18 protein-coding genes are annotated in these 20,711 nt (G+C 73.3%); 7 read left to right on the forward strand and 11 right to left on the reverse strand.

Annotated features, from left to right (window positions below; genetic code table 11):
• Nucleotides 1–108: 108 nt before the first annotated feature.
• The 6 genes from ACWGJO_RS08655 to ACWGJO_RS08680 all read right to left on the reverse strand — a co-directional run bounded on the left by ACWGJO_RS08655 (nucleotide 109) and on the right by ACWGJO_RS08680 (nucleotide 5,495).
• Nucleotides 109–1,527 carry an MFS transporter gene (locus ACWGJO_RS08655; protein ID WP_452182789.1) on the reverse strand — a complete coding sequence of 473 codons (1,419 nt, stop codon included), beginning with the start codon at nucleotides 1,525–1,527 and terminating at the stop codon, nucleotides 109–111.
• Nucleotides 1,524–2,354: a glycerophosphodiester phosphodiesterase gene (locus ACWGJO_RS08660; protein WP_452182790.1), complete on the reverse strand. Its 831-nt coding sequence runs from the start codon at nucleotides 2,352–2,354 to the stop codon at nucleotides 1,524–1,526. Before ACWGJO_RS08660 ends, ACWGJO_RS08655 begins: the two co-directional genes overlap by 4 nt.
• 189 nt (nucleotides 2,355–2,543) lie before the next feature.
• Entirely contained in the window at nucleotides 2,544–2,948 is a 405-nt protein-coding gene (locus ACWGJO_RS08665; protein ID WP_452182792.1) for a hypothetical protein, read from the reverse strand.
• The gene (locus tag ACWGJO_RS08670) at nucleotides 2,945–3,421 is read right to left on the reverse strand and encodes a protease inhibitor I42 family protein (RefSeq protein ID WP_452182793.1); all 477 of its coding nucleotides are present in this window, start codon (nucleotides 3,419–3,421) and stop codon (nucleotides 2,945–2,947) included. Before ACWGJO_RS08670 ends, ACWGJO_RS08665 begins: the two co-directional genes overlap by 4 nt.
• Before the next feature lie 14 nt (nucleotides 3,422–3,435).
• Nucleotides 3,436–5,013 carry a peptidoglycan-binding protein gene (locus ACWGJO_RS08675; RefSeq protein ID WP_452182794.1) on the reverse strand — a complete coding sequence of 526 codons (1,578 nt, stop codon included), beginning with the start codon at nucleotides 5,011–5,013 and terminating at the stop codon, nucleotides 3,436–3,438.
• 146 nt (nucleotides 5,014–5,159) lie between these two features.
• Complete coding sequence (locus tag ACWGJO_RS08680) at nucleotides 5,160–5,495, reverse strand: hypothetical protein (RefSeq protein ID WP_359914846.1); 336 nt, start codon at nucleotides 5,493–5,495, stop codon at nucleotides 5,160–5,162.
• Nucleotides 5,496–5,791: 296 nt separating this feature from the next.
• Here ACWGJO_RS08680 and ACWGJO_RS08685 point away from each other — a divergent pair, with 296 nt between their 5' ends.
• A complete protein-coding gene (locus tag ACWGJO_RS08685) occupies nucleotides 5,792–7,021 on the forward strand; it encodes an FAD-dependent monooxygenase (RefSeq protein WP_452182795.1) in 1,230 nt (409 codons plus the stop codon).
• A gap of 104 nt (nucleotides 7,022–7,125) precedes the next feature.
• Here the strand turns inward: ACWGJO_RS08685 and ACWGJO_RS08690 are convergent, their stop codons facing one another.
• On the reverse strand, nucleotides 7,126–8,034 hold the full coding sequence (locus ACWGJO_RS08690) for a UTP--glucose-1-phosphate uridylyltransferase (RefSeq protein ID WP_380545143.1): 909 nt from the start codon (nucleotides 8,032–8,034) through the stop codon (nucleotides 7,126–7,128).
• 216 nt (nucleotides 8,035–8,250) lie between these two features.
• On the opposite strand from ACWGJO_RS08690, the gene ACWGJO_RS08695 reads away from it, so the two are divergent.
• Nucleotides 8,251–8,544 (forward strand): hypothetical protein, encoded by a 294-nt coding sequence (locus ACWGJO_RS08695; RefSeq protein ID WP_452182796.1) that lies wholly within the window; start codon nucleotides 8,251–8,253, stop codon nucleotides 8,542–8,544.
• Nucleotides 8,545–8,660: 116 nt separating this feature from the next.
• Here the strand turns inward: ACWGJO_RS08695 and ACWGJO_RS08700 are convergent, their stop codons facing one another.
• The 3 genes from ACWGJO_RS08700 to ACWGJO_RS08710 form a co-directional block, all read right to left on the reverse strand.
• Nucleotides 8,661–10,547 carry a penicillin-binding transpeptidase domain-containing protein gene (locus ACWGJO_RS08700; RefSeq protein WP_452182797.1) on the reverse strand — a complete coding sequence of 629 codons (1,887 nt, stop codon included), beginning with the start codon at nucleotides 10,545–10,547 and terminating at the stop codon, nucleotides 8,661–8,663.
• A gap of 185 nt (nucleotides 10,548–10,732) precedes the next feature.
• Nucleotides 10,733–11,239, reverse strand: a complete 507-nt coding sequence (locus tag ACWGJO_RS08705; RefSeq protein ID WP_452182798.1) for a carboxymuconolactone decarboxylase family protein — start codon at nucleotides 11,237–11,239, stop codon at nucleotides 10,733–10,735.
• A gap of 252 nt (nucleotides 11,240–11,491) precedes the next feature.
• Nucleotides 11,492–12,730, reverse strand: coding sequence for a cytochrome P450 (locus ACWGJO_RS08710; RefSeq protein WP_452182799.1), 1,239 nt, complete (start codon nucleotides 12,728–12,730; stop codon nucleotides 11,492–11,494).
• A 195-nt stretch (nucleotides 12,731–12,925) separates the two neighbouring features.
• Between ACWGJO_RS08710 and ACWGJO_RS08715 the strand changes: the two genes are divergently transcribed.
• Together ACWGJO_RS08715 and ACWGJO_RS08720 are read left to right on the forward strand one after the other, a co-directional pair.
• The gene (locus tag ACWGJO_RS08715; protein WP_452182800.1) at nucleotides 12,926–13,552 is read left to right on the forward strand and encodes a hypothetical protein; all 627 of its coding nucleotides are present in this window, start codon (nucleotides 12,926–12,928) and stop codon (nucleotides 13,550–13,552) included.
• Between the two features lie 179 nt (nucleotides 13,553–13,731).
• On the forward strand, nucleotides 13,732–14,442 hold the full coding sequence (locus ACWGJO_RS08720) for a hypothetical protein (protein ID WP_452182801.1): 711 nt from the start codon (nucleotides 13,732–13,734) through the stop codon (nucleotides 14,440–14,442).
• A gap of 108 nt (nucleotides 14,443–14,550) precedes the next feature.
• Here the strand turns inward: ACWGJO_RS08720 and ACWGJO_RS08725 are convergent, their stop codons facing one another.
• Nucleotides 14,551–17,754 carry a M28 family peptidase gene (locus ACWGJO_RS08725; RefSeq protein WP_452182802.1) on the reverse strand — a complete coding sequence of 1,068 codons (3,204 nt, stop codon included), beginning with the start codon at nucleotides 17,752–17,754 and terminating at the stop codon, nucleotides 14,551–14,553.
• Nucleotides 17,755–18,110: 356 nt separating this feature from the next.
• On the opposite strand from ACWGJO_RS08725, the gene ACWGJO_RS08730 reads away from it, so the two are divergent.
• The 3 genes from ACWGJO_RS08730 to ACWGJO_RS08740 all read left to right on the forward strand — a co-directional run bounded on the left by ACWGJO_RS08730 (nucleotide 18,111) and on the right by ACWGJO_RS08740 (nucleotide 20,709).
• Entirely contained in the window at nucleotides 18,111–18,662 is a 552-nt protein-coding gene (locus tag ACWGJO_RS08730; RefSeq protein ID WP_452182803.1) for a helix-turn-helix domain-containing protein, read from the forward strand.
• Nucleotides 18,629–19,543 carry a hypothetical protein gene (locus tag ACWGJO_RS08735; protein WP_452182804.1) on the forward strand — a complete coding sequence of 305 codons (915 nt, stop codon included), beginning with the start codon at nucleotides 18,629–18,631 and terminating at the stop codon, nucleotides 19,541–19,543. The genes ACWGJO_RS08730 and ACWGJO_RS08735 overlap by 34 nt, the downstream gene beginning before the upstream one ends.
• 308 nt (nucleotides 19,544–19,851) lie before the next feature.
• Nucleotides 19,852–20,709 (forward strand): sterol desaturase family protein, encoded by an 858-nt coding sequence (locus tag ACWGJO_RS08740; RefSeq protein WP_452182805.1) that lies wholly within the window; start codon nucleotides 19,852–19,854, stop codon nucleotides 20,707–20,709.
• Nucleotides 20,710–20,711: the final 2 nt, after the last annotated feature.

The following is a 20,711-nucleotide window of genomic DNA, read 5'->3' on the forward strand; positions in this document are numbered from 1 at the left end:
CGTGCCTGGGGCCGTCCCCCCCGCCCCCTCCGGGGCCCGGCTGGCGCCCGCCCCGGGGGGGCGGACCCCGGGCCCGGGTCGTCGTGCGAGCCGTCGGAGTGCGAGCCGTCAGAGCCGTTCGGGCACCGGGTTGCCGACGGCCTCGATGGCGCGGCGGACCGGCACCTTCAGCAGGACGACGAAACCGATGACGAAGAAGATCAGCAACGAGATGATCGCCGAGCGGTAGCTGCCGGTGAGCTGGTAGGCGAGGCCGAAGACCAGCGGGCCCATCCAGCTGGTGCCGCGGTCGCTGACCTTGTAGAAGCTGAAGTACTCGGCCTCCTTGCCCGGCGGGACGAGGTGGGAGAACAGGGAGCGCGAGAGCGCCTGGCTGCCGCCGAGCACCAGGCCGATCATGCAGGCCAGGACGTAGAACCAGGCGGGCTGGTGGGCGGGCATGAAGTAGCCCAGGGCCAGCGTGACGACCCAGCCCACCAGCGAGCCGAGGATGGTCCGCTTGGCGCCGTACCGGTGGGCGATCCGGCCGAGCAGCAGGGCGCCGCCGATCGCCACGACCTGGACCAGGAGGACGGCGGTGACCAGCGAGGTCTGCTCCATGCCGAGTTCCTCGCTGCCGTAGAGCGAGGCCTGGGAGACGACGGTCTGGATGCCGTCGTTGTAGCAGAGGAAGGCGGCGAGGTAGAGCAGCGTGAGCGGATGTTTGCGCATGCCGCGCAGGGTGTTGGCGAGTTGGCGCAGGCTGCCGCCGGCGGGCTCGCCGTCCTCGGCCGGGGCGGCGGTGGGGCTGGGGGCGATGCCGGCCCGGGAGGGCAGCCGCAACATCGGGACGACGGTGAACAGCGCCCACCACAGGCCGGCCGAGGCGAGGCAGATCCGCACGGCCGTGCCGGAGTCCAGGCCGAACGCGTCGTGGCCCTGGAAGAGCGCCAGGTTGGCGATCAGCAGCAGTCCGCCGCCCGCGTAGCCGTAGGCCCAGCCCTTGGAGGAGACCTTGTCGCGCTCGTCGGGGGAGGCCAGGCCGGGCAGGTAGGCGTAGGAGAGCGCGACCGAGACCGCGTACGAGATGTTGGCGACCACCAGCAGCGCGCCGCCGAGCAGGTAGCGGTCGCCCTGGAGGAGGAACATCCCCATCGTGGCGAGCGAGCCGAGGTACGCGAAGCCGCACATCAGTTCCTTGTGCCGTCCGGTGCGGTCGGCGACCGTGCCGGTGAACAGCATCACCGCGACCGAGAGCAGCACGGAGAAGGAGACCGTGTACGGGAAGAACGATCCTGCACGGATCGTCAGGCCGAGCGGGTGCACATTGCCGGCCGCGTCGGCGGCGTCCTTGGCGACGGAGGTCAGGTACGGGCCGAGGAACACCGTCAGGACGGTGGCCGAGAAGGCGGCGTTGGCCCAGTCGTTGACGTACCAGCCGAACTGTATCCGGCGCAGGGACCGTCCGTCGTCGGCGGCCGCGGGACCGGCGGCGGGATCGGTCGGTGGGTCGTCCGGCAGGTGCGTCGCCGAGTTCGTGGTGCTCATGGGGTTCCCATCACCGTGCTGGAGCCGGTACTGCCGTCCGTCCAGCAGCCGCGCTCGCCGAGGACGTCCCGCAGGACGTCGATGCGATCGGCCATGATGCCATCCACGCCCAGGTCGAGGAGAGCCCTGATCCGTGTGGGATCGTCCACAGTCCAGACGTGCACCTGGAGCCCGAGCCGGTGGGCGGTGCGGACGAAGGCCCGGTCGACCACCCGGACGCCCCGGTGACGCTCCGGCACCTGGGCGCACAGCCCGGCGAACGGCGCCCCCCGGCGGCGGGACAGCGGCCCCGGACCGGCGGACGGCAGGAACGATTCGGCCAGCGAGCGCAGCCGCAGCCGGGCGACCTCGCGGGGGCCGAGCGAGGTGGCCAGCCGGGGGCCGGCGGCGGCGCGGACGGCGGCCAGCCGGGCGTCGGAGAAGCCGCCGACGCAGACCCGGTCCCAGGCGTCGGTCCGGCGGATCGCCTCGACCAGCGGACCGACGGCCGGCGCCGCCTTGACGTCGATGTTGAAGCGGGCGCCGGGGAACGCGCCGAGCAGGTCCTCCAGCAGCGGCACCGGCTCGGTCCCGCCGATCCGGGCCCGCCCGACGGCCTCCCAGGGCAGCTCCGCCACCGCCCCGGCGCGGTCGGTGACCCGGTCGAGGCGCGAGTCGTGGAAGGCCACCAGCACGCCGTCGGCGGTGGCGTGAACATCCGTCTCCAGGTAGCGGTACCCGAGCGCGACGGCGGCCTCGAAGGCGGCGAACGAGTTCTCGGGGCGCCCGAGGTCACCGCCCCGGTGCGCGAAGGCGAGCGGCCCGGGATGGTCGAGGAAGGGGTGCATGTGCTGCTCCGAGCTGCGGGGACAGGAACCCGGCGGGGCCGCGAGGCCGTGGTCCGCGGGCGTACCGCGTTACAGTATTACGCACCCTGTCAAGCAGTAACGCTCCGTTCCGGCGCAGGTACCGGCCCCGGGAGAGGGGGCGCCTGGACGGCCCCGATCCGCAGGACCGGCCCCGGGCCGGGCCGCCCCTCAGCCCCCCGCTCCACCGCGGACGTCCCGGCGCAGTCCCAGGATCTCCGCGACGGCCTCCAGCCAGCGGGCGAGCAGCTGGTCGCCGTCGACGGTGGTGACGGTGGTGGCCGCCGAACCCAGCCAGTCGCGGGCGAGCCGGGCCGGTTCCGTCCCGGGGAGCGGCTCGGGGAGGTCGGCGGCGTAGCGGGCGCCGCCGCTGCGCACCACCTCGGCGAGGAAGGCGAGCGACCGGGGGAGCACCCCCAGCCGGTCGGCGGCCAGCGCGGCCGCGACGGCGCCCTCGCCGAACAGTGCGGCCCGGTGCGGGCCGGCGAAGGCCAGGCCGTAGCGGAGCATCGCGGACACGTCGAGCTGCCGCAGCTCGTCGTCCGTCCTGGGGCGGAAGCGGTCGTCGGAGCTCATCGGACCGTCACCGTGTAGGTGTTGCGCACGACCAGTTTCCTGTTCTCGTCGCTGGGGGCGGGGAGGTTGCAGTAGCTGCGGAAGCAGTTGAGGAGGGTGACGGCGGTGGTCCCGCGGCCCTTGGCCTCGAAAGTGTAGAAGCGGGTGCCGCCGACGCCGTCCGAGGTCCTCGACTTCTCCGGGAGGTCGAGCCGCTCGTCGGCCAGGGCGGCGACGGCGGCGTCCGGCCTCGGGTCCACGACGCTCCAGCGGTCGCCGGCCGAGGTGTTGTCCGGGACGGCGACCGTGAAGCGCTCGCCGACGGCGAGGTCGACCGAGCGCTCCTCCGCGCCGAGCACCCGGCCGCGCTGCGGCCCGCTCCGCGTGTCCGTCGTGTCCTGCCCGCAGGCCGTCAGCCCGGCCGCCAGGACGGCCGCAAGGACGCCCAGGCCGGCCGCCAGTGCCACCGCCCGGACCGGCACCCTCGTGAACACCCGTACCGTCCCGGTCACTTCGGCAGGTGGACGGCGTAGGCGGTGGGCAGCCGGTTGTCCGAGGCGCCACCCATGTGGCCGTTGACGAAGTCGTCCTCGCTGACCCAGGTGGTGGTGCCCCACGGGTTGTAGATCTGCAGCATGTTGCCCTCCTGGCCGACGATCATCATGGCGTGGCCCGACCGCTTGCCGTCCTTGTCGTAGCCCTCCACCCCGACCGGCACCGGCTTGCCGTCGGCGACCGCCTTCTCGATGTCCGGCAGGAGCTCGCGCCGGTCGTCGGGGTTCGGCATCTTCTTGTAGTCGAAGTCGGCGCCGGTGTGCGGGCTGACCTCCTTCTCCAGCACCTTCTCCTTGCCGTCCGCCCCCATGCCGTCCCAGTTGTCGCCGCCGTCGCCCTCCCGGTGCACCCGGTGCTGTTCGGCCAGCAGCCGCTGCTGGAACGCCGCCGGGTCGTCCTCCTGGCCGGTCGGCCCGCCGGTCAGGTCCAGCGCGTAGAGCGGGTCGACCATCGCCCGGGCGGTGACGGTGGAGGAGGCGACGCAGGTGCCCTCGGTGTTCGCCTGCTGCCAGCGGGCGCCGTCGAAGGTGACCTCGTCCGTGTTCTTGTTGGAACCGTCGTCGTTGGTCCCGCCGCTGGTGGTGTCGTCGTCCTCGGTGCGGACGGGCGTCAGGTGCGTCCGGAGCCACTCCGGGTCCTTGCCGTGGATCTTGCCCTGGAACGCGCGGATCTCGTCCAGGTTGTGACCGGCCGCCAGCGCCTTCATCAGATAGGCGCGCTCCTGCGGGGACTTGGAGTCGGCGAGCAGCTTCTCGAAGTCCGCCCGGTCCTTCTCGTTCATCTTGTCCAGGTACTCGCCGGACCGCTTCATGTCGTTGGCGGTCAACAGCTCGTTCAGCTCGGTCGGACCGTCCGGACCGGAGGTCTCGGCCAGCACGAGCTTGTCGGCGGCGGTGACCGCACCGGTCTTCATCTTGCCCGCGCGGGCCTCGGAGGCCAGCTTGTTCAGGTCGCGGGCCGCCGCACGGGCCGCCTCGTCGGCGCGCTTGGCGGCGCTCAGCATCGCGTCGACCTGGGGCACGGCGGCCTGCTGCGCCTTCTTGCGCGCCGCCTCGTCCTCGTCGTCCTCGAACCACTCGTCGAACCAGCCCTGCTCGCCGCCCAGTTCGCTCAGCACCTGCTGGAGCGCGGACCGTGCGGCGCTGTCCTGGCCCTGGGCGTTGCGCAGCGCGTCCGCGAGGCGGAGCAGGGCTATCCCGCCGTTGTGGAGCGCGCTGGTCTGCTCGTCGACGGCGCGGGCCGCGGCGGCCACCACCTCGGCGGCCTTCGCCCCCGTGGAACCGGTCCAGACGTCCGGCAGCCCGGCGGTGGCGACCGCCAGGACGTCCTGGTGGAGCTGGTTCGAGTCGGCGGCCGCGTTCTTGTAGCGGTTGCCGGTGGCCTCGATGGTGCCCGGGTCCCCGACCGGCGCGTGGACCGCGAGGGCTCCCTTGATCGCGGAGATCAGCCCGTTCTTGCTGTCCGCCTCGCGGACGTCCTTCAACCGGTCGCTCAGCGCCTTGCAGCGCTGCGTGGTGGATTCGCCTGCCATGGCGGCTCGTTCGCCCCGTTCCCGTTGCCCGTGGTGTGGTTCCTGCCGCTGCCCGCCGGCTCCTCGTCGGCCGCCAGGGCGCGCGTTCGGCCGCGCGTACAACCGCGCGTTCGGCCGTGCGTACAGCCGCGGCCCGTGTGCCGGACTCAGCCGAAGGGCCGGTACCCGCCGCTGCCCGAGGCCGCCACGAGGTCCTTCACGACGGCGCCGTCGGCCGACTGGTAGCCGGCCGAGGAACCGCGCACCTTGCCCGCCAGCTCGCTCAGCGCGCTCTTGATCGTCGCGCTCTGCGCCTGCCAGGAGCTGCTGAAGTTCTGGTACGCCGGATCGACGTCCTCGCCCCCGAACACGTCAGCGGTGTAGCACACCGGATCGCTGATCGCCGTCCCGATCGTGCCCTCGTCCCCGGACGCCTTGTCCAGCGCCTTCGCCTGACCCTCGGCCCCGCCGGCCTGGATCGCGTACCCCGACCCCTGCGCCATGGTTCCCCCCTCGTGCGTCCCCCGAGCCGTCCACGCGACGGCGTCCGAGCACCATACGGGCCGTCCGGTGCCCGGGCAATTCGTATCGCGCCTGGTGGGGGCGCTGTTGCAGATTCATGACACACCGTCCACCGATCGGCCACGGAACCCCGCCGGGGCTTGAGCGGGCGCCGTCCTGTCAGCGCGCCGCCGGTGCCCTGTCAGCGGTGACAGCGCCGTGTCCGCGTCCTGTCCGCGCGGTGCAAGTGCCCCGGCCCACGCTGGTGTTGAAACGGAGCAACCCACGGGAGGTCACCATGTCCAACAGCATCCGGCCGCACTCCGGCACCCGCCCCACCTCGGTCCTGGTCTCCGGCGCGGGGATCGCCGGCACCGGGCTCGCCCACTGGCTGAACCGCTACGGCTTCCGCGTCACGGTCGTGGAGCGGGCCCCCTCGCTGCGCGGCGGCGGGCAGGCGGTGGACATCCGCGGCACCGCCCTGACGGTGGTCGAGCGGATGGGGCTGCTGGAGGAGGTCCGGGCCCGCCGGACCGGGCTGCGCGGGATGTCCGTGGTCGACGCGGACGGCCGCGAGCTGCGCAGCACCACCGAGTGGACGGCCAGCGGCGGGCCGATCGGCGGCCCGGACGTGGAGATCCTGCGCGACGAACTCGCCGAGCTGATCGCCGGAGCGGACGGTGGCGCCGCGGGTGACGGGACCGCCGGGCCCGGTGTCGAGTACCGCTTCGACGACTCGATCGCCACCCTGGCGCAGCACCCGGAAGGCGTCGACGTCCGGTTCCGCAGCGGCACCGAGCGCTCCTTCGACCTGGTCGTCGGTGCCGACGGCCTGCACTCGAACACCCGGCGCCTCGTCTTCGGTCCCGAGGCGGACTACCTCCACCCCATCAACACCTACGTCGCCGGCTGGAGCGCGCCCAACCACCTCGGTCTCGACCGCTGGGAGATCGCCCACCGGGACGGCGACGACCCGAACTGGTTCTGCATGGCGATGACCGTCCGCGGCAACAGCGAACTGCGCGTCTTCGTCGGCTTCCACAGCGACGAGCCGATCGAGGACATGCTCCCGCGCGACCCGGCCCGCCAGCGGCAGTTGGTGGCCGAGCGCTCCGCCCACGCGCGCTGGGAGCTGCCGCGCTTCCTGGAGGCGATGCGGGAGTCCGACGCCTTCCACTACGACGTCGTCGCCCAGATCCGGATGGACCGCTGGTCCAACGACCGCGTCGTCCTGCTCGGCGACGCCGGCTACTGCTGCTCCCCGGCCACCGGCCAGGGCACCAGCGTGGCGCTGACCGCCGCCTACGTCCTGGCGGGCGAACTGCGCGCGGCCGACGGCGACCACCGCGCGGCCTACCCCGCGTACGAGCGGCGGCTGCGCGACCACGTGGCCGCCAACCAGGCGATCCTCGACGTGACCGGGGACCGGAAAGCCCGGTCCGAGACCGTCACGAACCTCGGGCAGTCCGACCCGAAGCTGGAGGCTGCCTTCCGGGCGGCCCTCGACTTCGACCTGCCGGACTACTGATCTGCCGGACCGCCGGCCGGCGGGGCGCCGCTGACCGGCCCGTGCCCGGACGGCCCGTGCCCGGGAGGTCCGGGCGCCGGCCCGCCGGGCAGGGGCCGTACCGCCTAGCCGGCGACGGCCGGGGAGAGCTCCGCGGCGAGCCGGCGCAGATCGGGGCCGTACTCGGGGTTGGCGAGCGCTGCGGCGAACTGGGCGCGCAGGTAGGCGGCGGGGTTGCCGGTGTCGTACCAGGTGCCGGCGATGACCTGCCCGTAGACCGCGCGCCGCGCCGCGTAGGCGTTGATGGCGTCGGTCAGGTAGACCTCGTCCTCGGGCTTCTCGTGCCAGCGGAGCGTCAGTTCGCGCAGCTCGTCGACGATGCCGGGGGTGATGACGTAGCCGCCGATCGCCGCGTACGAGGAGGGCGCGTCGGCCGGCTTCGGCTTCTCGACCAGACCGGTGATCCGCAGCGAGCCACCGCCGAGGTCCTCCTTCACCACCGGCACGCCGTAGCGGTAGGAGTCCTCGGGGGCCATCGGCATCAGCGCGAGCACCGGCGCGTTGGTCTGCTCGTACGCCCGGATCAGCTGCTGCGCGCGGGGGACCTCGGCCACGAAGACGTCGTCGGGCCAGAGCACCAGGCAGGGCTCGTCGCCGAAGTGGCGGGCGGCGTTGAGCACCGGGGTGCCGTTGCCGTACGGGCCGTGCTGGTAGAGGTAGCTGATGTGGCCCTTGCGGGCCAGCTCGCCGACCTCCTCGACCGCCGCCGCGAAGGCCGCCTTGCCGTCCCGGCGCAACTGCTCGACCAGGACGGGGTTGGGGCGGAAGTGCTCCTGGATCAGGCCCTTGTCGCCGTTCACGACGATGGTGATGTCGGTGATGCCGCTCTCGATCAGCTCGCGCACGGTGTGCTCGATGACCGGCTTGTCGCCGACGGGCAGCATCTCCTTCGGCGTGGCCTTGGTCAGCGGCAGGAGGCGGGAGCCGAGGCCGGCGGCGGGGATGACGGCTCGGCGGATCGTCCTGGGGGCCATGTGGCGCTCTCTCGTTTCGTGGGAGGTGCGGCGCCGTGGTGACGCGGCGTCCCGGTCGACGCTATCAAGCGCTGACGTGCCGTTAAGTGGACGGTCGGCATACGGAAGTTGGCCCCGCGGAAGCCGTCCGGATTCGCCGGCGGGGCCGGGCCCTTTTTGCTCCCGAATCGTTTCCCATACCGGAAGAGCACCCGAGGACGACCACCGGAGGTTCCCATGACGGACGAGACCGGAACGACGTGCGGGACCGGAGGGACGGGCGAAGCCGAAGAGGCGGGTGAGCCCGGCACGCCGCCGTACCGCAGCTACACCTGGGACGACGAGCACGGGGCCGTCCACGCCATCCTCTACCCGGGCGAGGAGGAGGCCGACGAGGAGCGCAAGGCCGGGTTCCGCGCGATGGGCGCCCGGATGCTGGCCGACCTGATCGCCGAACGGGAGGCGGAGCACACTCCTCCGTTCCCCGGCGTGCCGGACCTCCGCCTGATCCACGGCGAAGGCACCGCCTGAACCACGCTCCGCACCAAAGCACTTGCTCCAATTCACCTCCGCGCACGCGCCCCGGCGCGCACGCGGGCGGTGCGCGCCGGACATCCCGGCCCGGCCGGCGGCCGGGCGCGGCGGGCTCAGCCCTTGCCGCCCGCCTTCAGCACCTGGGCCGCGGCCACGCCCGCCGCGCTGAAGCCGTGCCCGCCGCCCTCGACCTCGGCGGCGACGGCGAGGTCGCCGCGGTAGGCGATGAACCAGCTGTTGTTGGCCTGGCCGCCGGCCTCGACGGTGCCGGTCTTGGCACCGATCTGGCCGGACAGGCCGGCCATCGGGGTACGGGCGGTGCCCTGGGTGGCGGTCTTCGCCATCATGGCGCGCAGGTCCCGGGCGACGTCGGCCGGGAGCTTGCCGGGTGCCGTCGCCCGCTTGGCGTCCTCGCGCAGCACGGGCTGGCGGAACGTCCCGCTCTGCACGGTGGCGGCGACCGAGGCCATCGCCAGCGAGTTGGCCTGGATCCGGCCCTGGCCGATGTACGAGGCCGCGGCCTCGTCCTTGTTCCCGGGCGCCGGGACGGTCGCGTCCCGGCTCGGGACGCCGATGTGCCACTCCAGCCCGAGGCCGAACTGGTCGCGGGCCACCGTGCCCAGGGTGCCGGGCTGGAGCTTCTCCAGTCCCTTGTCGATGAAGCCGGTGTTGCAGGAGTGGGAGAAGTCGTCGGCGAGCGTGTAGGACGGGAAGTCGCCGGGTTCGTCGTTGTGCCAGGCGCGCGGCGAGTTGGTGGTGGCCTTGCAGGGCACCACGGTGTCCGGGCCGACCCCGGCCTCCAGCAGGGCGGCCGCGGTGATCACCTTCATCGTCGAGCCGGGCGCCTGGCCGCCCGCGATCGCGCGGTTGAAGCCGCCCTGCGGGGCGTACGCCATCGCCAGGATGTTCCCGGTGCTCGGCTGGACGGCCACCAGCGAGGCCGGATTGCCGTTCGCCGACTGCTGCTTGACCGCCTCCTCGGCCACCTGCTGCAGGTCGGCGTCCAGGGTGAGCTTGACCTGCGGGGCGCTCGGCGGGGTCAGCACGAACAGCTGCTCCGGCTCGCCGCCGCCCGGGCCCGCGAGCATGACGGCCCGGCCGGTGACGGTGGCGGCGCCGTCCGGCGGGGCGATCTGGGGGAGGACGGCGCGCAGCGACGGGAAGGTGTCGAGCGGCCGGCCCTTGCGGTCGGTGGGCTTGGAGACGGCGTTGGGCAGTGCCTTCACCGCGAGGGTCCCGCCCTGGGCGAGCTGCGGGTGGATCACGGACGGCTTCCAGCGCACCACGGGCCGGCCGTCCTGGGAGCGGACGACGCTCAGCACGCCGTCGTACTCCCAGGCGTCCGGGGTGCCCTCGAACTCCGCCTTCACCCGGAAGCCCAGGGCCGGTTCGCTCGCGGAGTCGGCCTGGGCGCGGCCCGTCCCGGTCAGGGCGAGCGAGCGGGGGCCCACCTGCTCCTGGAACGTGGTCAGCGCGGCGCGGGCGGTCTCCGGCCGGTCGGTCAGACCGGAGGCGGCCGCGATGTCGCCGCGGCTCCAGGCGGCCAGGAACTCCTTGGCCGCCGCCTCGGCCTGCTCGGCGGTCGGCGGGTCCTGCGGGGCCTTCGACACGGTGCCGGCGCCCTGGTGGCCGCTGGACGGGCCGTTGTCCGTCACGGCGTTCAGCACGTTGTAGGCGCCGTAGCCGCCGACCGCCAGCAGAGCGGCGAACACCCCTCCGGCCGTCACCATCACGACCCGGCGCGCGGTCGATCCGCGCGGGGCCCCGCCTCCGTCCTGCTCCTCGTCCTCGTCGAACGGCTCGTACCGGACGTCGTCGTCGGCGAGTTCGTCGTACTCCCGGTGGGTGCCGTAGCCGTCCTGCGGCTGGAGCCCCTCGTGCCCGTGAAGCCCCTCGTGCCGGTGGACTCCGGCGTGCCCGCTGTGCCCGCCGTGCCCGTCGTCGTACTGGTCATATCGGTCGTACTCGTCGTGCTGGTCGTTCTTCCGCTCCCCGGACATGGCGCCGTCCCCCCTGTGATCCCTCGTGTGCCGCGGGCACGCCCCCTCCGGTATGTCGGCCCGCCTCGGCCCGACCGGACGAAAGTCCGTTCGGGCGCGGATCAGCCTATGCCGGGACGGGTGATCGGTCGACCGGAACGGCCCGCCCGGTGGTCGGCCGGGCGGGCCGCGGGGGTGCGGGCCGGTCAGGCCCAGGGGTCGGTGAAGGACCGGCCGGGGACGGGCTTGGCGACCAGGGCGATGGCGGTGAAGAAGTTGACCTGGCCGATGGCGAGCATGAGCGTGGTCAGTGCCTTGTCGTCGTAGTGCCCGGCGACCTCGGCGTACAGCGCGTCCGACACCCGCTCGCCGTGCGGGCTGGGCCGGAGGACGGCCTCGACCAGGGCGAGCGCCGCGCGCTCGGGGGCGGTGAACCAGGGCGAGTCCGGCCAGCCGGCGACCGAGGCGATCCGCTCCTCGGACTCGCCGGCCGCGCGGAGGAAACCGGTGTGCAGGACGGTCAGGTAGGTGCTGCCGGCGATCTGGCCGGCCCGCAGCTGGACCAGGCTGATGGTGCTCCGGGGGACGGACCCGTTGCCGGTGGCCTTGAACAGCGCGGCCGAGACCTCGGTGATCTCGGGGACGAGCTCCACCGGGTCCTGGGCCATGCGCGGGCGCAGCGGGACCTCGGCGGTGATCGGGCGGGTGGTCATAGTGGCGTTCCTCTTCTTCCGAGCGGGTGGGTGGACCGTGCGGTCACCTGTCCGACGGATCCCGGCGAGGGTTTGTGACAGCCAGCCCCGCCCGCAGTCCGAGGACGCAGCCGGCCACCAGCAGACCGGCCATCGCGAGCAACGGCGCCGTCCAGGTGCCGCTCGCGGTGCGCAGCACCGACGCGAGCGCGGGGCCGGGACGGCCCGCTGCCGGAGCGCCCGCTGCCGGACGGCTCCGCGCCGTAGGAGGTCTCAGCCCAGCACCGCCGGCGTCGGCCCGTCCGGCCGTACGGTGATGCTGTACGCCGCCCCCGCCGGCCGCGAAAGGAACACCAACGGCCCCATCGGCAACAGGAGTTCCAGCAGCGCCGTGGTCTCGCGCAGCGCGAACCGGGTGCCCAGGCAGGCGCGGGCGCCGAGGCCGAACGGGAAGTAGGCGCCGAGCTGCCCGGGGCGGTCGGCGTCGGTGGCGAAGCGGGTGGGGTCGAAGCGCTCCGGGTCGGGCCACAGTGCAGGGTCCCGGTGGGTGAGGTACGGGCAGACCAGCACGTCCGTCCCGGCGGCGATGCGGTGCCCGGCGATGACGTCGTCCTCCAGGGCGTGCCGGGGGAGGAGCCAGGCGGAGGGGTAGAGCCGCAGCGTCTCGCTCACCAGCGCCTGCGGATCGGCCGTCCGGGCCTCGGGGTGGCGGTCGAGCAACAGGAAGAGCCAGGTGAGCGTGGTGGCCGTGGTCTCGTGGCCGGCGACGAGCAGGGTGACCAGCTCGTCCCGGATCAGCCGGTCGGTGTACTCGGGGTGCCGCTCGCCCGCCTCGACCAGCATCCGCAGCACCCCGGGCTCCTCGGTCGGGTCGGCCGAGCGGGCCGCTTCGATCGCCGCGTGCGCCACCGCGTCGATCCGGGCGAGGTCCGCGGCGACCGCGTCCCGGGCGTCCGCCGCGTTGGTCGGCAGCGTCGGCATGGCGGCCACCACCCGCTCCACCGACCGGAGTTCGCCGTCGGTCCGGTCGTCCAGCGGCTGCCCGGTGAGCGCCCGCCAGACGGTGTCCAGGGCGAAGCCGCGCATCTCCTCGCCGACGTCGAAGGTCTCCCCGGTGCGCCGGTACCCCTCCCAGCGCTCGGCGGTGCGGCGCGCCGCCGCGGCGATCCGGTGTTCGTAGCGGCGCATCCCGGTGCCGGTGAACTGCGACTGCAGCAGCCGCCGTTGGCGCTTCCAGGCGTCGCCGGCGGCGGACAGCACGCCGTCCCCGACCAGCATCCGGGCACGGTGCGAGCGCTTGACGTACCGGTCCGGGTGGTGCCCCAGGACGTGCTGCACGGCGGCCGGGTCGGTGACCAGGACGGTCGGCGTCGGGCCGAGCCGGAACGCGGCGATGCCGCCGACGCCGCGCCGCGTCCGGGTCAGCAGCTCGACGAGCTCGGCCTCCTCGGCCCGCCACTGCTCGACGGCCTCGGCGGCCAGCTCCGGTACCGGGCGGGTGTCCGTGCTCACGGGGCGGGTCCTTCCGTTCGGCTGACGGTGCGTCCGTTGCGGCCCGACTCTATGCCAGGGCGGGCCCGTCCGGGTTGCGCCGAAGGGGTGGCGGCCCCTGTCCGGGGCGGCGCGGGGGCCCGCCGGGACGTCCGCGCACGGCTAGCGTGCGACCGGGCCGACCGGCCCCTGCTCGTCGCGCGGATGGGAGAACGCATGCCCGGGACCCGGCACTTCGGAGGCGGCCGGACCCGCCGAGCGGCCCGGTGGCTGGCGGCGGCCCTGCTCCTCCCGGCCCTCACGGCCTGCGGCGGTGGCGGCTCCGGGTCGGCCGGTGCCCCCCAGGCCGGGCAGACCGGCCAGAACAGCGCCTCGGGGCAGCCGGACGACCAGCGGACCAAGGACGAGGGGGACCAGGGCGGGTTCCGGAACGCCGGCGAGCCCTCGGCGAACGTCCAGGGCAGCGACCGCACCGCCCGGATCAGCCTGTCCTTCCCGTCGAGCACCACGACCGACTTCACGGCCGTGATCAGCAAGGTGTCCGACTGCGGCAGTACGGAGTACGCCACCCCCGCCTCGCAGCAGGTCCAGGTGACCAACGGGCAGACCGAGCGGGTCGAGTTCCGGCTCCCACCGTGGAAGCCCGGCACCAAGAGCCGGAACATCTGCCTCACGGTGACGGCCGACGACTCCACCAAGCGGATCGAGGCCGTGGGTTCGGTGGAGGTCATCAGCCCCGACGACGGGGCCGGCACCGGCAACGGCGGGACCAACGGCTCGACCCCCACCGGCGGGTCGAGCCCGTACACCGGTGCCCCCACCGGCACCGGGAGCACCCCCTGAGCCCTGCCGAGGAGGCACCCCCGGGAGAGCCGGAGCGGCCGTCCTCGCGCTCCTGGTCGGACTGGATCGCCAAGCTCGCCACCTGGGTCGCCCCGACCACCCTCCTCACCGCGCTGCTCTTCTTCTTCGGCTACGCCTACACCAGTTCGCTCTACGGGTACTTCGGCATCGACGCCGGCATGATCGGCTTCGCCACCCAGGACCTGCTGCTCCGCAGTTCCCCCGCGCTCTACGTGCCGGCCGGGGTCGCCCTGTGCGGGGCGCTGGTCGGCGCGCTCGGCTACCACGTGGCGACCAGGGCCGCCGAGGCCGGCACGGTCGGCGCCCGGACGGTGCGACGGGCCTGTTCGGCCGTCGCCGTACTGGTCGTCCCGCTGCTGCTGCTCGGCTTCCTGGCCGGCTTCGAGGTGTTCGACGCCGGCCCGATGGGCACCCCGCTGCTGATCGGCGGCGGACTGCTGCTCGCCGTCCTGGCCCGGCTGCTGTACGTGCGCGGCACCGGCGCGCCGTACCCGCTGACCGGCGAGCGGGCGGCGCTGGGGATCAGCGTGGCGATCGTCGTGCTCTGCGCGTTCTGGGCGGTCGGCGGCTACGCCCAGCAGAAGGGCACGGCCGACGCGGAGCAGCTGGCCCGGCACCTCTACCGGCGTCCGGCGGTCGTCCTGGACACCCCGGAGCGCCTCCACCTGGGATGGTCCGGGGTGCGGGAGACGGCGCTGCCGGGCGTGGAGCCGGGGGAGCGGTTCCGCTACCGCTACGAGGGCCTGCGCCTGCTGGCCCACTCCGGCGGCCGGATGTTCCTGATCCCGCGCACCTGGACCTGGGAGACGGGCAACGGCCTGATCGTCCCCTTCAACGAGACCGTCCGGGTCGCCTTCCACCCGGGCTGAGACGGCCCGGGCCGGGACCCCGACGGCCCGGGTGCACGGCTGCGCCGCGGTCCGTCCCCCACGACGGACCGCGGCGCAGCGGCTTCACCGGGTTTCAGGGCGTCCCGGTCACACCTGCTGCCAGAGCGCGGGCACGATCGGCGGCTCCCAGCCGACCTGGGCGGTGTGGCCCTGGAGGCAGCGGTAGCTGACGCCGTTGTAGGTCACGATGTCGCCGGCCTGGTAGGTGGTGCCGGCGGTCCAGGTGCCGCCGGGGTTGGGCGAGTCGCTGCCCACCACCAGGGAGAAGCTGGTGCTGTGGGTGGCCGAGCCGGTCCCGGTCAGGGTGATGTTGTAGGTGCCGGTGGGGGTCGAGGCGGAGGTGGCGACGGTGAGCGTCGCCGAGCCGCCGGACTGCACCGAGGACGGGTTGAAGGAGACCGTCACGCCGGTCGGCGCGCCCGAGGCGGTCAGGTTGACCGTCTGGGCCGAGCCGGAGGTGGTCGAGGTGGCGACCGTCGCGGTGGTGGTCTCACCGGGCTTGACGGTGGCGGTGGCGGGGTTCACCGAGACGGAGAAGTCGTTGGTGGGTGTGGTGCCGCCGACCGAGGTCTTCCAGATGGTGTACGCCACGCCGTCGGCGCTGCGGTTCAGCACCGTCGCGTCGATGTTGGCGGTGGTGTCGCAGGAGGAGTGGTAGCAGGAGTCGTAGGAACGGCCCGCCGTGCCGCCCCACTTGGCCGCCTGGGCCGAGGTCTTGGTGTCGCTGGCGCCGGCCGCGTAGCCGGAGGTCGGGATGCCGGCCTGCTGGAAGGAGTAGTCGTCCGAGCGGCCCTGGCCCTCGACGTTCTCCTCCGGCTTGAGGTTCAGCGAGTCCCAGTAGGCCTTCATCGGTGCGGAGGCCGCGGAGTTGATGTTGTTGATGAAGTAGCCGGCGTTGGTCGAGGCGATCATGTCGAAGTTGTAGTACGCCTTGATCGCGGAGCGCTGGGCGGAGCCCAGCTGGCCGACGTAGGACTGCGAGCCCTGCAGGCCCTGCTCCTCACCGGTCCACCAGGCGAACCGCACGTGCCGGGTCAGGCTGGGGTTCTGCTGGGCGAGCACGAGCGCGTTCTCCAGCAGCGTGGCCGAGCCGGAGCCGTTGTCGTTGATGCCGGGGCCCGCCGAGACGCTGTCCAGGTGGGCGCCGAACATGGTGACCTGGTCGGCCGGGCCGCCGGGCCAGTCGGCGATCAGGTTGTTGGACTGGTAGGTGCAGGAGGTGCAGGTCTGCTCGGTGACGCTGTAACCGGCCGCCTGGAGCTTGCCCTTGATGTACGCCAGCGACTGGCTGTGCCCGGCGCTGCCCGCCCGGCGGTGGCCGCCGTTCTGGCTCGCGATGCTGTTCAGCTGGGACAGGTGGGCCTGGATCTTGGCGACGTCGATGTCGGGCGCGGGGCCACCGGGGTTGCCCCCGCCACCGACGGTGAGGCTGTACTGGGCGGTGTGGGTGGTGGTGCCGGCGGTGCCGGTGACGGTGATCTGGTAGGTCCCGGCCACTGCCGCGGCGGAGGCGTTGAGGGTCAGGGTGGCGGAGGAGCCGGCCTGGACGGAGGAGGGGTCGAGGCTCGCGGTGACGCCGGCGGGCAGGCCGGTGGCGGTCAGGGCGACGGTCTGGGCGGTGCCGGAGGTCACGGCGGTTGCGACGGTGGCGGTGGTGGAGGCGCCGGGCCGGACGGAGCCGGAGGCCGGGCCGAGGGAGAGCGAGAAGTCGTTGCTGCCGTTGTTGGTGCAGGTGGGGTCGCCGGTCTGGGCGGGGACACTAACGGCGTCCCAGGCGGCCTTGGCGCGGTTGAAGAAGGTGCAGGTGGTGTCGAGGTTCTTGGCGGCGGTCAGGGTGGCGGTGCGGTAGCGCTTGTAGGTCATGCCGCTGGTCTTGAGGAGCATGCCGCCGTAGAAGACCCGGCCGGCGTCCTTGATGCCGATGCCGGTGACGGAGGAGTTGTTGCAGGTGGGGCTGGCGGGTTTGCCGCCGCCGGGGTTGGAGCCCTCGGCGAGGAGGTAGAACCAGTGGTTGAGCGGGCCGGCCGCGGCGTGTTCCTCGGTGTTCGGGATGGACGCGGAGTAGCAGTTGGGGTTGTTGCTCACCAGGGAGGGGTTGTACATGTTGCGGATCGGGCCGCTGCCGACCAGGTCGACCATCTCGCCGACGGTGTAGTCGGGGGAGTCGTAGGGGGCGGGTTCGTTGGCGTAGGCCTCGGTGAGGGCGCCCATGATGTCGCCGGTGGCCTCGCCCAGGCCGGACTCGTTGTTGGCGCCGCCGGGGGTGTACTGGTCGATGCCGTGGCCGAACTCGTGGCCGACGACGTCGATGGAGGCGATCCACTTGTTGGCCTGGCTGTGGCCGATGGATATCGTGCTGCCGTCCCAGTAGGCGTTGACGTCGCCGAGGCCGACCTTGACGGGCCAGCTGCCGCCGTTGCCGTTGTGGCCGTTGCGCCCGAGCCAGTCGCGGAGCATGTCCCATTCCTTCTGGGCCGCGAACATCGCGTCGCCGCAGCCGGTCTCCTTGCTGGAGGCGCTGCCGGTGCCCCAGGAGTCGCTCGACTTGGAGAAGACCTGGCCGGTGCCGTAGTCGGAGCAGGACAGGCCGGGGCGGTTCGGGTCGCGCAGCGCGTACGAGCCGCCGGAGTTGGTGGTGGCGATGGTCGGGGAGGGGCCGTTCCACTCGCTGTTCAGGGTGCCCGCGTGGACGTCGTCGTAGCTGTCGAGGATCTCGCCGGTGGTGGCGTCGACGAAGACGTGCAGGCGGCTGGGGGCTGCGCCCTTGTGGCCGGCCAGGACGCTCTCCCAGGCCAGGCGGCTGTTGCCGTCCTTGACCCGTACGACCAGGCGGCGGGACTCGACCGTGTCGACGGAGGCCGCCTTGCCGCGGGCGGTCCGCTCGGCCTGCGCGGCGCTGATCCGTGCGGTGGTGGAGGTGCCGACGGGGCCGGTGGCGGCGGACTGCAGGGCGCGGACCCTGCCCCGGGAGTCGGCGAGGACGACGGCGTCGCCGCCGACCACGGGCAGCCCGCGGTAGCTGCGCTCGTAGGCGACGGAGTAGAGGCCGCCGATCCACGGGGTGACGGCCTTGCGCTCGTAGGTCTCGTCGCTGCCCTTGGCCAGCGCGTCCAGGCCCGCCGTCACGGCGGCGTCGGCGGCGCTCACCGCCGCGGCCAGCGCGCTCGGGGGTGCGGGGGAGGGGGCGGGTGCGGCGGTGGCCGGCCCCGCGGTGGCGGCGATCATGCCGGCCAGTACGGTCAGGGTGGTCGCCGCGGTCAGCAACCTTCCTGCGGACATCCTGCGTTGCATCGGGGCTCCTCGCGTGTGGGGGTCCTCGACCGCGGACGGCAGGCCGGTGGCACATCGCAGGGGCCGCGTTCGGGGGACGGCCGTGCGGGCCGTCCGCGCTCGGGTGCCCGAACCCTCACACGGCGTCATGCCCAGGTCAATGGCTGATGCGTGCGAGGCAAGGGGTTGGCAAATTCCGTCAAGCCCGCAGGTCCGGCTTTGCGTCAAGCTGGGCTTTCCTTCAAGTGGTTGAGACCACCTCATGTACGGAGCCGGTGGCGATCGAGTACCGTCCTCGTCATCGGAGTCGTCGGAATCACTGGAACCGTCGGCAGTCCCTGCGACCGGCCGAGGACGACCCGCCCGGGGAGGCAGCCGTGCAGCGCAACCGTGTGGTCCCTGCGGCGGCGGTGCCGGCACCGCCGACCGGCCGGGGGCAGGACGCCTGGCGCGAGTTCGGTGCCCGGCTGCGGCACTGGCGGCGCCGGGCCGGACTCACCCAGGCGCAGCTCGGCGCCGGGATCGGCTACGACCACACCGCGGTCAGCAAGATCGAGCACGGCGCCCGCCGGGTCACCCCCCGGGTCGCCGACCGGATCGACGAGCTCCTCGGCGCGGAAGGCGAGTTGAGCGCCGCCTGCCAGCGCGCCGAGAGCGCCGAGCTGTGCGTGCCGGACGCCTTCTCACCCGCTCTGCTCCGACCTCCGCTGCCGGGCGGGGCAGCGCCCGGCGCGCCCGTCCCGCCCCCGGCCCCCGCTCCGCTGCGACTGCCGGACTACGGCCTGCTCTGCCCGCTGCACGGCGCCGAGGGCTGCGCGGTCCCCGAGGCCGGAGAACTCGTCGCCCTGCACGCCGAGTTCTGCGCCCCGGAGGGCCTGGCCGACCCGGCCGCCGGGTGCCGCTGGACGACGTCACCGCGCACGCCCTGACCGGGCTGCTCGCCGCCCACCTGCGCTCCGGCGAGACCGGTGACCGGCCGGGCCTGGCCGCCGCCGTGGAGCGCACCCTGCACGCGGTGCTCGCCCGGCTCGCCGGTGCCCCCGCCGCGCAGCGCGGTCCGCTGGTCCGGCTGGCCGCCGAGCATGCCCACGCGGCCGGTGCGCTGCGGATGCAGGACGGTCGCAACGCCACCGCGATGGCCTGCTACGACCGCGCCCTCACCTGGGCCGGGCTGGCCGTGGACCGGGCCACCCAGGTCGGCACGCTCAGCGACATGAGCGTCCTGGCCCGGCTGGACGGTGACCCGGTCGCGGCGCTCGGCTACGCCCGCGAGATCGAACGGGTCGCTCCGGACCGGCACTGGGCCGGTGCGATGGGCCGGATCAGCCGGGCCCGGGCGTACGCGCTCACCGGTGACGTGCGGGCGACCGTCCGGCAGATCGGGCTGGCGCGGGCGCACCTGGACCACATCGGCGCGGAGGACGAGGTCGACGTGCCCTGGCTCTCGATCGCCTCGATGCGGATGCGGGTGGAGTCCGCCGCGGCCGCCGCGCTGCGCGACCTGGCCGCCGCCACCGACGACCCCCGGCTGGCCCGCCGCGCGCTGGACGCCACCGAGACCGCCCTCGGCCTGCTGGGTCCGAACCAACTGCCCTCCAGTCGACTGCTCTTCATCGTCCGGGCGGCCGACTGCCACGTCTGCGCGCACGACCCGGCGACGGCCGTCGAACTGCTCGGCCCCGCCCTGGAGGCGACCGGCGTGACCGCCCTGCCCGCGCTGGTCGAGTACGAGCTGCGCGGTCTGCGCGACCGTCTCGCGGCGCACGCGCCCCGTGCCGCACACCGGTTGGCGGAGCCCGCCCGCTCCTGATCGGGCGGTGCTCCGGGGGCCGCGGCGACGGCCGCCCGATTGGCCGGATCAGGTGGCCGCGCGGGGTGGCGCGGAAGGGGCGCACACCAGCGCTCGCCGACCTGGACGGATGCGGTCGCACGCCGCCAATTCCCACGCCTTCTCGAAAATGCGCCCCCTTCACGCCGTACGAACGTCAACTTCGTGAGCATATAGTCCGCCGATCGGGTCATTCATGGAGTTAACACGTCGAATGACTGTCACGACGCGAGTCTGCCGCTAGAGTCTCTGACGTTTCCAGTCGTTAGTCCGCGAAGAACGGGGGGCGCGTGCTGTCAGCCATTGCCCGCCGGCTCGCCCACCCGCTGCTGCTCCTGGGTGTGCTGTGCACGGCCGTCGCGACCCTGCACTTCCACTGGGCGCCGGACCGGGTCTCCCCGCTCTTCCTGGTCGCCGTCCTCGGATACCTGGCGGTCCTGGAACGGGTGATCCCGTACCGGGTCGACTGGCATCCGAGCCGAAGCGAACTCGGCTGGTACAGCGTCTACTTCGTGCTGAGCATGGTCGGCGGAGCGCTGGCCCAGGGGCTGGTGGCGACGCTGGTGGAGGTGCTCGGCCCGGCCCACCCGGCGCTCCCGTTCGCGATGGAGATCCCACTCGCGCTGCTGGTCGGCTCGCTCGGCGACTACCTCGTGCACCGCTGGTCCCACCGCAACCGGTGGCTCTGGCGGCTGCACGGGGTGCACCACGTCCCGGACAAGGTGAACGTCGCGAACAACGGCGTGAATCATTTCCTGGACGTGCTCGTCGCACAGTCCGTGGTCCAACTGTCGCTGGCGCTGATCGGATTCTCGCCGGATTCAGTGTTCGTGGTCGGAATATTCGTCCTGGCTCAGGGGTATTTCGTCCACGCCAACATCGAAGTCCGAATCGGCCCGCTCGGCCACGTCCTGGCCGGGCCGGAACTCCACCGCCTGCACCACAGCACCGACCTCGCCGAAGCCGGCCACTACGCCTCCGACCTCTCGCTCTGGGACCACGTGTTCGGGAGCTTCACCTGGCGGCCCGGCAGGGTGCCGAAGGCCGTCGGCCTCACCGACCCGGCCGCGTTCCCCACCACCGGGGAGCTCGGTGCCACCCTGCTGCACCCCTGGCGCCGGGCGAAGACCACCGAGCAGTCCGTCTGAAC

This window comes from Kitasatospora sp. NPDC054795 (assembly GCF_053611565.1).